The sequence below is a fragment of the Sphaerotilus sp. genome, from assembly GCF_031429695.1.
GTDB lineage: Bacteria > Pseudomonadota > Gammaproteobacteria > Burkholderiales > Burkholderiaceae_C > Sphaerotilus.
Window position 1 is genome coordinate 23,175 of record NZ_JANPAB010000092.1, and the last position, 14,325, is coordinate 37,499.

Sequence of the window (14,325 nt, forward strand, 5' to 3'; positions counted from 1 at the left end):
GACCCACGCCCATGCACTACGAACTCGCCACCCTCACCATCCGCCTCGGCACGCTGAACGCCGCCGTCGCCGCGATCGACGCCTATGTCCACGCCCCCGAGGCCCACGGCACGCTGCTGGGCTGCTGGTTCTCGGACGTGGGGGAACTCAACCAGATCTCCGTATTGCGCCGCTTCGCCGATCCCGCCGAACGCGTGCTGGAACGCGAGCGCGGTCTCTTCAGCGCCAATCCCTTTGGCTGCGGCGAGTTCCTGACGGCGCTCGACCAGACCAGCTACCAGGGCTTCCCGTGGATGGCGCCGATCGAGCCGGGCACGCTGGGCACGGTCGGCCCGATCTTCGAGATCCGCACCTACGAATACAAGCTCGGCGGCCTGCAACCGACGATCGACGCCTGGGAGGCTGCCATGCCGGCGCGTTCGGCCGTGTCGCCCTGCCTGGTGGCGATGTACGCGCTGGACGGCACACCGCGCTTCACCCACATCTGGCCGGCCGCCAGCCTGAACGACCGCTCGGCCGCCCGCGCCGAGGCGGTCAGGATCGGGGTGTGGCCACCCAAGGGCGGGCCGGCGTGGCTGACCACGAACATGCAGTCGACCATGTTCCTGCCGACGGCGATTTCACCGCTGAAATGACTCCAGATCGGGCGCGTCCGGCTGCGCGAGGAACTGCCCCCGCGCCGCCGCCGTGATCGCCACGACGCAGGGATGCGTGATGCGCCGCTCCACCGAGATGGCGAAGAATGCCTCCACCAATGTGTCCGAACGCCCCAGCACCTCGACGCCGTACTGAGCGCAGGTTTGTGGCTCCAGCACCGTCGGCGACATGAACACGCCTCGGCCCTCGGCGCCAAACGCCTTCAGCAGCGCCGCATCGTCGAATTCACCCACGCGCTGCGGGCGGATGCCTTGTTCGACGAGCCACCCGTCCAGCCGTTGCCGCATCGCCGACGCCGCGCCCTGGATCAGCATCGGCGCGCCGTCGAGGCATTGCGGGAACGCACCTTGCAGCGTGGCTTTCAGTGCAGGGGTGGCGAAGAAGCTCATCGCCGTCGTGCCCAGCGGGTGGCTGTAGGCTTTCACGCTCAGGTTCGGCGCCATCACTTCGTCAGCGATCACCAGATCGAGCCGGTGGACCGCCAGTTGCGCGAGCAGGTCGGCCAGCGAGCCTTCATGGCAGATCAGCCGCACGGGTTCCGGCCCGTCGAGCGCCGGCTCCAGCAGGCGGTAGGCGATCGACTTCGGCACCTGGTCGGCGATGCCCACGCGGAATTCGGGCCGCGCCTGGCCACGCCGCGCTGGTCCGATCGCCGCCTCCAGCTCCGCGCCGAGCGCGAAGATCTGGTCCGCATACCGCAGCGCCGCGCGGCCGTCGTCCGTCAGCTCCAGGCCGCGCCCGCGCTTGCGGAACAGCGCGCAGCCGAGGCTGTCTTCCAGCAATTTGATCTGCGCCGACAGCGTCTGCGGCGTCGTGTGGAGCTGCTCGCTGGCGCGCATCACGCCGCCGGCCTTGGCGGTCGCCCAGAAGTAGTGGAGGTGGCGGAAATTCAGCATGGTGCGCACATGGCGGGAAAACACTTCCGTTTTTGCGAAGTAAACCTTCGTATCAAACGACTGTACGCGAAGTATTTCGGCCCCTACATTGCGCCCCATGGACTTCTTATTCGACCCCAATCTCTGGATCGCCTTCGCGATGCTGACCGCCCTGGAAATCGTCCTGGGCATCGACAACATCATCTTCATCTCCATTCTCGTCGGCCGATTGCCGCCCGAGCAGCGTGATCTGGCGCGGCGACTCGGCCTCGGCTTCGCGATGGTGTCGCGGCTGATGCTGCTGTTTTCGCTGAGCTGGGTGATGGGCCTGACGGAGGATCTGTTCACCGTGCTGGGCAAGGGCATCAGCGGACGTGACCTCGTGCTGCTCGGCGGTGGCCTGTTCCTGCTCTACAAGGCATCGCACGAGATCTTCGTCGAGGTCGAGGCCCGCGAAGACGACGGCCCGCCCCCGGTGACCGACGCCGCCGCACTCAAGACCGCCAGCCAGCGTGCGCTGTGGGCGACGATTGGTCAGATCGGCGTGATCGACATCGTGTTCTCGCTCGACTCGGTGATCACTGCGGTCGGCATGGTGGACCAGATCGGCGTCATGGTGGCGGCTGTGGTCGCCTCGGTGGGCGTGATGCTCTTCGCCGCCAAGCCGATCGGCGACTTCGTGGATGCCCACCCATCGGTCAAGGTGCTGGCGCTGGCCTTCCTGGTGATGGTGGGCATGGCGCTGACCGGCGAGGCGCTGGACATGCACATTCCCAAGGGCTATCTGTACGCGGCGATGGCCTTCTCGCTGGGGGTGGAGGCGCTCAACATCCGGGCGCGGGCCAAGCGGCTGAAGCAACGCCATTCCGTGGCCTGACGCAATGCCACCGCGTGCCCGGTTTCAGCCGCCACGGCTGAGAGCGGGTGCAGGGGGTGCCCGGCGCAGTCCCCCACCACCGATGCTGCGTGGGGTGTGGTTGATGACCACCTCCAGCCGCTCGACCAGTGTGCGCAACGCGGCCGAATGGATGCGGGCTGCGGTGTCGTGGACCGCTGGCTCCCCTTGGAAAGCGACCGGGCCACCCGCCCGCACCGTGTCGGTGATGCAGGCGCCGAAGTCCTGCAACGCCCGGGCGAGCACGGTTTCCGGCCCGGGTTGCAGGCCGAGCGTGTCCAGCGCCACCTCGGGCGGCAACGCCAGCAGGCTGCCGAGGTGCAGGTTCCCGGCCGTGCCGTAGCGCCGCCCGTCGCCGTCGTCGGCGGAGGCGGCCGGCCAGACCCAGGCGTTCCCCTGCGGGCCGAGCCGGTTGAGCGCCTGCGGCGGCACGGCCAGCGCGAGCACATGGGCGATCCCGTGGTCCAGCTCGCCCTGGCGGACCAGGCCACCGAGCGCCGAGCCACCGCTGGCACGCACCCCATGCCACGCGCTGTCCAGCCCCATGCCGGTCAGCGCATTGACGACGACCGCTTCCGCCACGATGCGGTCCGACCCGACGCGCTCGGCCCGCCACAGCTCGACCACGCTGCGCCGTGGCACGTCGATCAGCAGCAGCGTGCCATCGGCCATCGGGTCCGGCTGTGCCTGCGGAGGCACACGCTGCACCCGCACCGGCCGGCTCTGGCCGCGCAGGTGCAGCGCCACGGTCGGGTCGTCGGCCTGGGCGATGAACACCGGGTGGCTCCACTGCCGGGTGTTGATCCGGGCGCCGGCGGTCGGGTCGAAGCCGGGGCTGCGGATCGCCGCGTAGCGGGCGCCGTCGCCGAGCGGCGTGTTCCACGGGCTGTCCGAGGCGAAGGGCCACAGCGCCGGGTCGCGGGTCGGGTGGATGTCGTCTGCCGGGCCGGGTGCATGGCCACAGCCAGCGCCCACCCCCAGCAGCGCCGCGCCAGACGCCGACAGCAGCCAGCGGCGGTTCATGGCGCCTGCACCGGCACCGCCTGCAGCACCGCGAACGAGCCGGCCGGCAGCGTCACCGTGGCGCGGCCCTGCGCGTCGAGCGTCACGTCGGCGGCACCGGCGGGCCAGCGGCGGCGCAGCGTCATCCCGGCGGGCAGGTCGGCGAGGTCGAGCGTCGCGGCCCGGTCGCCGTAGTTGAAGCCGACCCAGACGGTGTCGGTGCCCCTGGCGGTGGTCAGCACGCGGCGGAACTGCATCCGCGTGTCCTGCGCCAGCGCGCCGCCGTACTGGCCCAGCGTCAGCGCGGGCAGCGACTGGCGCAGCGCGATGACCTGTTGGTAGAACGACCGCAGCGAAGCTGGGTCGCTGCGCTGCGCCGCCACATTCGCGCTGGCGACGTTGGCGGACAGCTCGCGGAACGGGCGCCCGGTGGTGAAGCCGGCGTTGGTCGTGCTGCCGGTCCAGCTCATCGGCGTGCGCAGGGCCGGGTCGCCGCTCAGGCCGCTGGCGCCGGCCATGCCGATCTCTTCGCCGTAGTAGACAAACGCGGTGGGCGACGACAGCAGGTAGGTCGCCGCTGCAAGCCGCATCTTGGCGCCGTCGCCGCCGAGCTGGTCCCACAACCGCTCGCCCGCGAAGCCGTCGTGGTTGGACGCGAAGCCGGCCAGCGTGTCGGACGCGGTGCTGCGGTACGCCGCGACGCGGGCGATGGCCGCCGTGTCGCCCTTGGCGGCGGAAACGATGTCGTATTGCTGCCCGAACGCGAAGGCACTGCCGCAGGAGTCGGCTTCGGCGTAGCGGCGCGGCTGCCCCGGCGCTTCGCAGACGAGGAAGCGTCGCGAATAACCGGCGAGCACGCCTTGCACCGCCGCCATCAGCGCGTGGTTCTCCGGCTGGTTTTCCCAGGCGGCGGGGCCGTTCTCGACGAGGTTGCCGACCGCATCGAAGCGGAAGCCATCCACACCCCGGTTCAGCCAGAAGCGCAGGTTGTCCCGGTGCCACTCGGCGACGCGGGCGTTCTTCAGGTTGAAGTCCGGCATCTGGCTCCAGAATCCGGCGAAGTAGGCGCCGACGCCACTGCCGCCATTGCTGCTCGCGCCGTACCACGGGTTGCTGCCGTAGATGTTCCAGCCCGAGGGTGCCGAGTTCTGCCAGACATACCAGTCGCGCCACGGGTTGTCCGCCGCGCTGCGCGAATTGGTGAACAGTGGGTGCGCGGCGGCGCTGTGGTTCATCACGTAGTCGATGACCACGCCGATGCCGCGGGCGTGGGCCTGACGCAGCAGTTCGTCGAGGTCGGCGAGCGTGCCGTACTCGGGCGCGACAGCGCGGTAGTCTGTGACCGCGTAGCCGTGGTCGCGGTCCTGGCTCGGGTGAATCGGCATCAGCCACAGGCCGGTGATGCCGAGTTCCTTCAGGTCGTCGAGGCGCGAGGTCAGCCCCTTGAGGTCGCCGATGCCGTCGCCGTCGCTGTCCTGGTAGGCGCGGACGAAGATTTCCATGAAGACGCCGCGCTGCCAGTGTGCGGGCAGGGTGCTGCCGGGATCGGATGCGGCGACGGCGCTGACGCTGGCGGCGTCGATGGTGGGCGGGATGGCGGGCGTGTCGCTGCCACCACCGCCGCAACCGGCCAGCAGGGCGAGCGACAACAGCGCGGCGTGGGCGCGGGCGCTGCTGATGCCGTGCCGGTTACTTCGCGGCATCGACGGCATACACGGCGAATGACTGCGGCCCGAGCTTGACCCGCGCCTGCCCCTGCACATTGCTGCGCGTGGCGCGACCGGCGGCGGGCCACAGCGGGCGCAGCGCCTGTTTCGCGGGCAGGCCGGCGACAGTGGTGGCCGCAGGCTGGAGGCCGTAGTTGATGACGACGACCGTGCGTTCGCCCTCGTGGATGCGGTTGAAGCTGATGACCCAACCGGTCGATTTCGGCGCTTCGTAGCGTCCTTTCTGCAGCGACGGCCGGCTGTTGCGCAGCGCGATCAGCGACTTGTAGAACAACAGGATCGAGTGCGGGTCGCCGACCTGTGCCTCGACGTTGTGCGTCGCCACGTTCGCCGACAGCGGGCGGAAGGGCGTGCCGGGCTGCAGCAGGTAGGTCGCAGCCACGAGGCGGTAGGCGTTTTCATCGCGTGGCGAGACTCGCGTGTTCGCTGTATGGGTGGGCGCATGCACATGGATTCCTTGGGCGCTGAGGGTTGGCTACTTCGCTGAATCGATGGCATAGACCGCGAACGACTGCGGCCCGAGCTTGACCCGCGCCTGCCCCTGCGCATTGCTGCGCGTGGCGCGACCGGCGGCGGGCCACAGCGGGCGCAGCGCCTGTTTCGCAGGCAGGCCGGCGACGGCCGTGGCGGCGGCCTGCAATCCGTAGTTGAGGACAATCACCGTGCGCTCGCTCCCGTGGACACGCTGGAAGCTGATCACCCAGCCGGTCGATGTCGGCGCCTCGTAGCGGCCCTGCTGCAGCGACGGCCGGCTGTTGCGCAGCGCGATCACGGCCTTGTAGAACGACAGGATCGAGTTCGGATCGCCGACCTGCGCCGCGACGTTGTGCGTCGCCACGTTGCCCGACAGCGCCCGGAACGGCTCGGCGGTCGTGAAGCCGGCGGTCTGCGCGTCCGCTGTCCAGCTCATCGGCGTGCGCAGCTTGTGGTCGCCGCTCAGGCCCTTGCCGCCCGACAGGCCGATCTCCTCGCCGTAGTAGAGGAAGGGCGTGCCGGGTTGCAGCAGGTAGGTCGCGGCCACGAGGCGGTAGGCGTTTTCGTCGCCACGCATCCGGTCCCACAGCCGGGCGCCCGCGAAGCCGTCGTGGTTCGAGGCGAAGGTGGCCATCGTCGCCGGGGCGGTCTCGAAGTAGCGGGCGACCTGCTCCAGCATCGACGGGCTGCCGAGCGCGCCGCCGACGAGCTTGTGCTGGTGCCCGAAGGCGAAGGAGCAGCCGCAGGAATCCGGTTGGCCGAACGCCAGCGGGTCGCCCGGTGCCTCGCAGACCATGTAGCGGTTCGCGTAGCTGTCCACCAGCCGGCGCACGCCGCGCATGATGGCGTGGTTCTCGGGCTGACCTTCCCATGCGAGCGGCCCGTGTTCGACGAGGTTGCCTACGGCGTCGAAGCGGAAGCCGTCCACGCCCCGGTTGAGCCAGAAGCGCAGGTTGTCGTGGTGCCAGTCGAGCACCTTCGGGTTCTTCAGGTTGAAGTCCGGCATCTCGCTGTAGAAGCCGGCGAAGTACCAGCCGTGGTCGGATTCGTACCAGGGCGTGTTGCCGTAGATGTGCCAGCCGGCGGGCTTGTCGTTTTCCCAGATGTACCAGTCGCGCCACGGGCTTTTCGGCGACGACTCGGCGTGGCGGAACAGCGGGTGGTCGGCGGCGCTGTGGTTGATGACGTAATCGATGATCACGCCGATGCCGCGCGCATGGGCCTGTTTCAGCAGTTCGTCGAAGTCGGCGAGCGTGCCGTAGTCCTGCTCGATGCCGCGGTAGTCGCTGGTCGAGTAGCCGTGGTCGTTGTCCTGGCTGCGCGTGATGGGCATCAGCCAGATCCCGCGAATGCCCAGCGCCTTCAGGTGGTCCAGCCGCGCGGTGACACCGCGCAGGTCGCCGATGCCGTCGCCGTTGCTGTCCTGGTAGCCCCGGACGTAGATTTCCATGAAGGGGCCGTGTTTCCAGTCCGGTGACAGCGTGCTGCCCGGATCGGCGCCGGCGATGGGGGCGATGTCGGTCGGGACCGGTGGCGCCGCCTCAGCCGCTCCGGCTGCGCCCACGGCGAGGCTGGTGCTGAGGAGCAGGTGGGTCGAGAGGCGGCGCAGGGTCATGGCGGGCTGAGGCTTGGAGAGGCTTACTTGCAGGGCTTCTCTTCGCGGGCCTTCTTCGCCTCGTCCAGCGAGGTGTAGCTGCGGCGGTCGCCGTCCAGCACCCAGATCTCCTTGGTGGCCTTGCCGTCGAACTTCATGTCCCGGCCGCCCTGTTCCTTCGAGTCACCCTTGTGGATGATGTAGTTGACGGTACCGGTGCTGCCGAACTCCGAGATGTCGGCATGCCAGTAGGCACCGAAGTCGGTGTTGCCGGTCGGCGGCATCGGCTTTTGCCAGTCCACGCCCGGCAGCGGGATGCCGGGGTTCTTCCAGATGTGCAGGCCCCAGCCCTCGAAGTTCTTGTCGCAGCGGCTGTAGTTGATGGCGATCTTGCCTTCGCCAGGGTTGGATGTGGCGTGGGCGGGCAGCATCGCGGCCAGGGCCAGCGTCAGGCCGGCGAGCAGTCGGGTAGCCGTGTGGGTGCGGGTGTGCATGAGCGTCTCCTTCGAGGTGGGTGGCGTGGTGAACGTGGTGGGCGTGGGGAAATCAACCCTTGATGCCGCCGGCGGTCAGCCCGGCGATCATCCATTTCTGGGCCAGCAGGAAGACGGCCGTGATCGGCAGGCCCGACAGGATCGCGATCGCGGCGAAGTCGCCCCAGCGGAAGTTGTGCTCGTGGGCGAGCATCTTGGTGCCGACCGCCAGCGTCAGCATCTCCTCGCGGTGCAGCAGCACCGAGGCGACCGGGTACTCGATGACCGTGCCGATGAAGGCGAGCAGGAACACGACCACCAGGATCGGCAGCGCCATCGGCAGCAGCACCAGCCGGAACGACTGCCATGGCGTCGCGCCATCGACCTTGGCGGCTTCCTCGACCTCCATCGGGATGGTTTCGTAGTAGCCCTTGATGGTCCAGATGTGCATCGCGATGCCGCCCGAGTACGCCAGCAGCAGCGCCCAGTGCGTGTCCAGCCCGAAAGCGGGGAAGGCGGCGCCGATGCGGTCGAAGATGGCGTAGATCGCCACCAGCGCCAGCACCGAGGGGAACATCTGCATCAGCATCATCCCGGTCAGCACCTGCTGGCGGCCCCGGAACTTCATGCGTGCCACCGCATAGGCGCCGGTGGTGGAAAACAGCAGCGTGACGCAGGCCGAGAGCGTGGCGATCTTCACCGAGTTCCAAAGCCACCGCAGCACGGGCAGCTCCGGCTCGATCAGCGTGCCGTCCGGGCCGGGGTAGGGCAGGCCGAAGGCGAACTTCCAGTGTTCGAGGCTGATGGTGTCGGGGATCAGGCTGCCGGTGGCGAAGTTGCCGGGCCGCAGCGACACCGACAGCACGATCAGGAACGGTGACACCACGAGGATGCACAGCGCGATCAGGAAGACGTGCGCGGCGACGACCCGCCAGCGTTGGGACTTGTCGAGGACGATGGCCATGGAGTGCTCCGAATGCGCGGTGGGCGGTCAGCGGCCGGATTGCTCGGCCAGCTTGGTGAACCGCATCTGCACCAGCGTGATGGCGGCGACGATGAAGAAGATCACCGTCGAGATGGCCGAGGCGAGGCCGAACTGCTGCCCCGAGTCCTGGAAGGCCATGCGGAAGGTGTAGGACACCAGCAGGTCGGTGGAGCCGGCCGGTACGGTGATGTCGAGGAAGTCCGGCCGCCCGCCCGTCAGCAGCGTGATCAGCACGAAGTTGTTGAAGTTGAACGCGAACGACGAGATCAGCAGCGGCGTCAGCGGCTTGAGGATCAGCGGCAGCGTGATCTCGACGAAGTTGGTGATCGGCCCGGCACCGGCCACCGCGGACGCCTCGTACAGGTCGGCCGGGATCGACTTGATGAGCCCCATGCAGACGATCATCATGTACGGGAAGCCCAGCCAGGTGTTGACGATCAGGATCATCGTCTTGGCCAGGAAGGGGTCCGAGAACCACGCCGGCTTGACCCCGAACAGCGCGTTCAGCACCAGGTTCACCTCGCCCATGTTCTGGTTGAACATGCCCTTGAAGATCAGGATCGAGATGAAGCCCGGCACCGCGTAGGGCAGGAACAGCGCCAGCCGGTACGCGCCCTTGAAGCGCAGGCTGTCCCAGTTCAGCAGCACCGCCAGCAGCATGCCCAGCGACGCGGCGAACAGGACGGTCAGCCCCGAGAACGCCACCGTCCACACGAAGATGCGCCCGAAGGGCTCGCGGAACTTGCTGTCCGTGAAGATGCGGGCGTAGTGCGCCAGCCCGACACCGACCTTGAACCCCGGTGCGATCGGCTCGCCCGCCGCTGTCTCGAAGAAGCCGGTCTTGAAGTTGGGCGTCAGCAGCACATCGTCGCGCAGGTTCTTCAGCGTGCCGTCGGGCTGCGCGGCGTAGAGTGGCTGTACCGGGCTGAACTGGCGCAGCGAGGCCATGCGGACCTGGATGCCGTCGGGCGTGAGCAGCGTCAGCGGCTTGAGCCGCTTCTGGCGGGCGATCACCTCGGTCAGCGGCGCGGCGTCGGCTTCAGCCGTGGCTGCGTCTGCCGCATTCAGGCGGATCTCGGCGGCGGTGCCATCGAGGGCCAGCGGCGGCGAAACGAAGACCTTCTGCTCGTCGTCCTGGTCCTGCAGCCGCAGGCGGAACTTGCCCTCCGCGCCACCGCCGACCAGCGCAAACGAGAACACCCCGCCCTCGGCCTGCCAGGTTTCATCGACCAGGTACTGCCGCGCCCGCTCGAAGTCGAGCAGGTTGCGCGAGCTGTAGTTGGTGAAGCCGATCGACACCGTGTAGAGCATCGGGAAGACCACGAACACCGCCGCCGCCGCGATGCCGGGAAAGAGGTAGCGCAGCGCCATCGTCTTCGCCGAGGTGTAGGTCCACGCCGCCAGCGCGACCAGCACCAGCAGCATCCCCGCCAGCAGCGTCTCGCCGACGGCGTACATCAGCGTGACGAGGTAGAGCGCGCCCAGCACCAGCGCGGCCAGCAACGCGGGGCCGGTCCAGCGGCGAACGAAGTGATCGAGTCTCATGCGGGGTCGATGCTCACGGGGCCACGGCCGGTTCGGATCACTTGCTCAGGATGCGCTTGGCGGCGGCGTCCATCGCTTCCTTGGGCGACTGGCGGCCGTCCATGATGTTGCCCAGCGACGAGACCATCGCCGACCAGAAGCGGCCCATCTCGGGGTTGTTGGGCATCGGGGCGCCGTCCTGGGCCGAGGCCATCGTCGCGGCGATGTTCGGGTTGGACTTCACCTCCTCGAAGAACGCCTTGCTGGCGGGCACGGCGATCGACTCGGCGTCGTTGAGCGCCTTCAGCCCCTTGGGCGTGAGCATGAAGTTCTCGATGAACTCGACCGCCAGGTCCTTGTTCGGCGACGCCTTGTTGATCATCGCGCCCTTGACGCCGACGAAGGGCGATGCCTTGTGGCCGTTGACCGCCGGGATCTTCGCCACGCCGTAATCGATGTTGGCCTTCTTCAGGTTGTCCCACGACCACGGGCCGTTGATCATCATCGCGACCTTGCCCTGCGCCATCGCGCCTTCCATCTCGGCATAGCCGGATTCGAGCGGCATGTATTTCTCGCGCAGCAGCTTGTTCAGCAGCTCGACGCCGGCCACCGCGCCCGCGTTGTTCACGCCCACGTCGGTGCCGTCATAGGTGCCGTCCGGCTTCTGCTTGAACGCATAGCCACCCCCGGCGGCCAGCAGCGGCCAGGTGAAGTAGGTGTTGGTGTAGTCCCAGAGGATGGCGCGCTTGCCCTGCGGCTGGAGCTGCTTGTCGAGCGCGAGCACGTCCTCGAAGGTCTTCGGCGGCGTCTTGACGAGGGCCTTGTTGTAGACCAGCGAGATCGCCTCGATCGAGTACGGGTAGCCCCAGGTCTTGCCGCCGATGCTGAAGGCCTTCCACGCCAGCGGGTCGATGTCGGCCTGCACCTTCTTGCTCGGCGTCACGGGCACGATCAGGCCACCCGCGATCCACTCGCCCGCGCGGTCGTGCGCCCAGATCCAGATGTCCGGGCCTTTGCCGCCGGCCGCGGCCTGCTGGAACTTGCCGGGGCCGTCTTCCGGCGCCTCGACGGTGACGGGGATGCCGGTCTTGGCGGTGAACTCGGCGCCGATCTTCTGCATGCCCTTGGCGCCGTCGGTGCTGTACCAGATCAGCAGCTTGCCGGGTTCGGCGGCGAGGGCGGCCGGGGTGGTGAACGCGCCCGCAGCGAGCAGGGCGGCGCCGAGGGTGGACAGGGCGAAGGTGGATCGGGTGGAACGGGTGGACTTCATGGCGATTCCTTGGAGCGGGGATCAGGTCCGGCGCGGCAGGGCCAGCCCTTGCGCGTCGAAGAGGTGGCAGCGGTGCGGCGGCAGCACGAGGTGCGCCATGTCGCCGCTGTTCAGCGGGTTCTCAGGGTCGGTGCGGGACACGACGGTCTGCGGTACGCCGGCCACCTGCAGATAGAGATAGGTCACGTCGCCCAGGTGCTCGGCGGCCTGCACCGTGCCGCGCACCGCGTTGTCACCGGGCAGCGTGCTCGCCAGCAGATGCTCCGGCCGCACGCCCAGCGTCACCGCCGCACCGCGCTGCAGCCGGCTGGCATCGACGTGCGCCGTGACGAGGTGGCCGCTGTCGAGGCGGACCTCGGCCCGTTCGGCGGTGGCGGATTCGAGCTGGCCAGGCATGAAATTCATCGTCGGCGAGCCGATGAAACCCGCCACGAACAGGTTGGCCGGCTGGTGGTAGAGCTGCATCGGTGTGCCGACCTGCTCGATCACGCCGGCATGGAACACGGCGATCCGGCTCGCCAGCGTCATCGCCTCGACCTGATCGTGGGTGACGTAGACCATCGTGGTCTGCAGTTCGCGGTGCAGCCGCGCCAGCTCCACCCGCATCTGCACCCGCAGCGCGGCGTCCAGGTTCGACAGCGGCTCATCGAACAGGAACACGCCCGGCTTGCGCACGATGGCGCGGCCGATCGCCACGCGCTGGCGCTGGCCACCGGAGAGGTCTTTCGGCCGGCGCTCCAGCAGCGGCTCGATCTTGAGGATCTGCGCGGCGCGCTGCACGGCGGTGTCGATCTCCGGCTGCGACATGCCCGCCAGCTTCAGCCCGAACGCCATGTTCTTGGCCACCGACATGTGCGGATAGAGCGCGTAGCTCTGGAACACCATCGCGATGCTGCGTTTCGAGGGCGGGATCTCGTTGACGAGCTGGCCACCGATGTGCAGCTCGCCCGAGGTGATCTCCTCCAGCCCCGCGATGCAGCGCAGCATGGTCGATTTGCCGCAGCCGGACGGGCCGACGAAGACCATGAACTCGCCATCGGCCACGGTCAGGTCGATCCCGTGCAGGATCTCCGTCTGGTCGAAGGACTTGCGCAGCGCCTTGAATTGCAGATCAGCCATGGGGTGCGCCTTCCAGTGCGCCGAAGTAGATGCCGTGTGCGGGCAGGGAGAAGTGATGGCCCGTGCGGCGGGTGCGTTGCGCGTCGGGCAGGCCCGGCACGGTCATGGGGACGCTGGCTGGCGCATCGCCCAGCGTGACCTGGACCGGCGCGGTGCCGAGGTTGAGCACCACCAGCAGCGATGGCCCCAGGTTGCGCGCCGGCGCCTCGCGCACCAGCGCCATCACCGGCTCGGGGGCGTCGAGGAAGCGGATGCCGCCCTTGACCAGCGCCGGAAACGAGCGCCGCCACGGCAGCAGGGTGCGCAGGTAGTGCAGCGGCGCGTTCGGGTCGGCCTCGCTGGCGTCCACGGCCAGCCGGCGGTGGGCGTCGGGTACCGGCAGCCAAGGTGTCACGTCCTGCCCGCCGCTGAAGCCGGCGTGCGGCGCGTCGGCCTCCCACGGGATTGGCGTGCGGCAGCCGTCGCGGCCCTTGTACTCGGGCCAGAAGGCGATGCCCGGCGGATCGACCAGCGCCTCAAAGGGCAGATCGGCCTGCTCCAGCGCGAGTTCGTCCCCTTGGTACCAGCACACGCTGCCGCGCAGGCTGACCAGCATCGTCAGCATCACGCGCACGAAGGAGGCGGGGGACTCGGTGCCGTTCCAGCGCGTGAGCACGCGGTCGGCATCGTGGTTGCCGATGGTCCAGCAGGCCCAGCCGCCCTGGCCGGGTGCGGCGGCGGCGGCCTCGAACTGCTCGACCTGCCGCCGCAGGTGCCCGACGCTCGCGTCCGGCGACAGCATCGAGAAGCTGTAGGTCATGTGCAGGCGCTTGTCGCCCGCGGTGTAGTCGAGCATCGTCGCCAGCGCGTCGGCGTCGCCCACCTCGCCGACGGAGGTGGCCCCGTATTGGTTCAGCAGGGCACGCACTTCCTCCAGGAACTGCACGTTCTCCGGGCGGTTCTTGTCGTGGGCGTGGACCTGCATGTCATACGGGTTGTGCGCGTAGGCGACCGCGTCGGGTGCGTCTGGGCGCAGCGCCGCGTTCGGCCGCAGCGCGAGGTCGTGGAAGTAGTAGTTGGTCGTGTCGAAGCGGAATCCGTCCACGCCGCGGTCGAGCCAGAACCGGATGTCGTCCAGCACGGCGGCGCGCACGGCAGGGTTGTGGAAATTCAGGTCCGGCTGCGCGGCCAGGAAGTTGTGCAGGTAGAACTGTCGGCGGCGCGTGTCCCACTGCCACGACGAGCCGCCGAACACGCTCAGCCAGTTGTTGGGGGGCGAGCCGTCCGGCTGCGCGTCCGCCCAGACGTACCAGTCGGCGCGCGGGTTGTCGCGGCTCGACCGGCTTTCCCGGAACCAGGCGTGGGTGTCCGCCGTGTGGGACACCACCTGGTCGATGAGCACCTTCAACCCCAGGGTGTGGGCCTGCTCCACCAGCCGGTCGAAGTCGTCCAGCGTGCCGAACAGCGGATCGACCGCCCGGTAGTCCTCCACGTCGTAGCCGAAGTCCTTCATTGGCGACTTGAAAAACGGCGAGATCCAGACCGCGTCCACGCCCAGCCCGGCGAGGTAGCCGAGCCGGTCGAGGATACCTGGCAGATCCCCCACGCCGTCGCCGTTGTGGTCGGCGAAGCTGCGGGGATAGACCTGGTACAGCACCGCGCCGCGCCACCAGTCGGCGTCGGGCGGGCTGCGTTCTTCCCTGAGGTTGGTCGTGTTCATGCGGCGTCCGGGATGGAGGGCGCGGCTGCGC

The 14,325-nt window shown here is 68.7% G+C and carries 13 protein-coding genes; 2 read left to right on the forward strand and 11 right to left on the reverse strand.

Annotated features, from left to right (window positions below; all coding sequences use genetic code 11):
• Positions 1-11 precede the first annotated feature (11 nt).
• Positions 12-635, forward strand: coding sequence for an NIPSNAP family protein (locus tag RMP06_RS17755; RefSeq protein WP_310463122.1), 624 nt, complete (start codon positions 12-14; stop codon positions 633-635).
• Here the strand turns inward: RMP06_RS17755 and nhaR are convergent.
• On the reverse strand, positions 621-1,550 hold the full coding sequence (nhaR, locus tag RMP06_RS17760; RefSeq protein ID WP_310463196.1) for a transcriptional activator NhaR: 930 nt from the start codon (positions 1,548-1,550) through the stop codon (positions 621-623). The genes RMP06_RS17755 and nhaR overlap by 15 nt on opposite strands.
• A 100-nt stretch (positions 1,551-1,650) precedes the next feature.
• Between nhaR and RMP06_RS17765 the strand changes: the two genes are divergently transcribed.
• The gene (locus RMP06_RS17765; protein ID WP_310463123.1) at positions 1,651-2,409 is read left to right on the forward strand and encodes a TerC family protein; all 759 of its coding nucleotides are present in this window, start codon (positions 1,651-1,653) and stop codon (positions 2,407-2,409) included.
• A 24-nt stretch (positions 2,410-2,433) separates the two neighbouring features.
• On the opposite strand, the gene RMP06_RS17770 is transcribed toward RMP06_RS17765, so the two are convergent.
• Genes RMP06_RS17770 through RMP06_RS17815 form a run of 10 tightly spaced genes read right to left on the reverse strand, consistent with a single transcriptional unit; the run spans position 2,434 to position 14,294 of the window.
• Positions 2,434-3,450: a hypothetical protein gene (locus RMP06_RS17770; RefSeq protein ID WP_310463124.1), complete on the reverse strand. Its 1,017-nt coding sequence runs from the start codon at positions 3,448-3,450 to the stop codon at positions 2,434-2,436.
• Positions 3,447-5,132 carry an alpha-amylase family glycosyl hydrolase gene (locus tag RMP06_RS17775; RefSeq protein WP_310463125.1) on the reverse strand — a complete coding sequence of 562 codons (1,686 nt, stop codon included), beginning with the start codon at positions 5,130-5,132 and terminating at the stop codon, positions 3,447-3,449. The genes RMP06_RS17770 and RMP06_RS17775 overlap by 4 nt, the downstream gene beginning before the upstream one ends.
• The gene (locus RMP06_RS17780; RefSeq protein ID WP_310463126.1) at positions 5,119-5,604 is read right to left on the reverse strand and encodes a DUF3459 domain-containing protein; all 486 of its coding nucleotides are present in this window, start codon (positions 5,602-5,604) and stop codon (positions 5,119-5,121) included. Before RMP06_RS17780 ends, RMP06_RS17775 begins: the two co-directional genes overlap by 14 nt.
• A gap of 27 nt (positions 5,605-5,631) precedes the next feature.
• Positions 5,632-7,245, reverse strand: coding sequence for an alpha-amylase family glycosyl hydrolase (locus RMP06_RS17785; protein ID WP_310463127.1), 1,614 nt, complete (start codon positions 7,243-7,245; stop codon positions 5,632-5,634).
• A gap of 23 nt (positions 7,246-7,268) precedes the next feature.
• Complete coding sequence (locus tag RMP06_RS17790; protein WP_310463128.1) at positions 7,269-7,718, reverse strand: pullulanase-associated domain-containing protein; 450 nt, start codon at positions 7,716-7,718, stop codon at positions 7,269-7,271.
• A gap of 52 nt (positions 7,719-7,770) precedes the next feature.
• Positions 7,771-8,661, reverse strand: coding sequence for a maltose ABC transporter permease MalG (gene malG, locus RMP06_RS17795; RefSeq protein ID WP_310463129.1), 891 nt, complete (start codon positions 8,659-8,661; stop codon positions 7,771-7,773).
• A gap of 27 nt (positions 8,662-8,688) precedes the next feature.
• A complete protein-coding gene (gene malF / locus RMP06_RS17800) occupies positions 8,689-10,227 on the reverse strand; it encodes a maltose ABC transporter permease MalF (RefSeq protein WP_310463130.1) in 1,539 nt (512 codons plus the stop codon).
• Between the two features lie 37 nt (positions 10,228-10,264).
• Positions 10,265-11,476, reverse strand: a complete 1,212-nt coding sequence (gene malE, locus RMP06_RS17805) for a maltose/maltodextrin ABC transporter substrate-binding protein MalE (protein WP_310463131.1) — start codon at positions 11,474-11,476, stop codon at positions 10,265-10,267.
• Positions 11,477-11,497: 21 nt separating this feature from the next.
• The gene (locus tag RMP06_RS17810) at positions 11,498-12,595 is read right to left on the reverse strand and encodes an ABC transporter ATP-binding protein (RefSeq protein ID WP_310463132.1); all 1,098 of its coding nucleotides are present in this window, start codon (positions 12,593-12,595) and stop codon (positions 11,498-11,500) included.
• Positions 12,588-14,294: an alpha-amylase family glycosyl hydrolase gene (locus RMP06_RS17815; RefSeq protein WP_310463133.1), complete on the reverse strand. Its 1,707-nt coding sequence runs from the start codon at positions 14,292-14,294 to the stop codon at positions 12,588-12,590. Before RMP06_RS17815 ends, RMP06_RS17810 begins: the two co-directional genes overlap by 8 nt.
• Positions 14,295-14,325 lie beyond the last annotated feature (31 nt).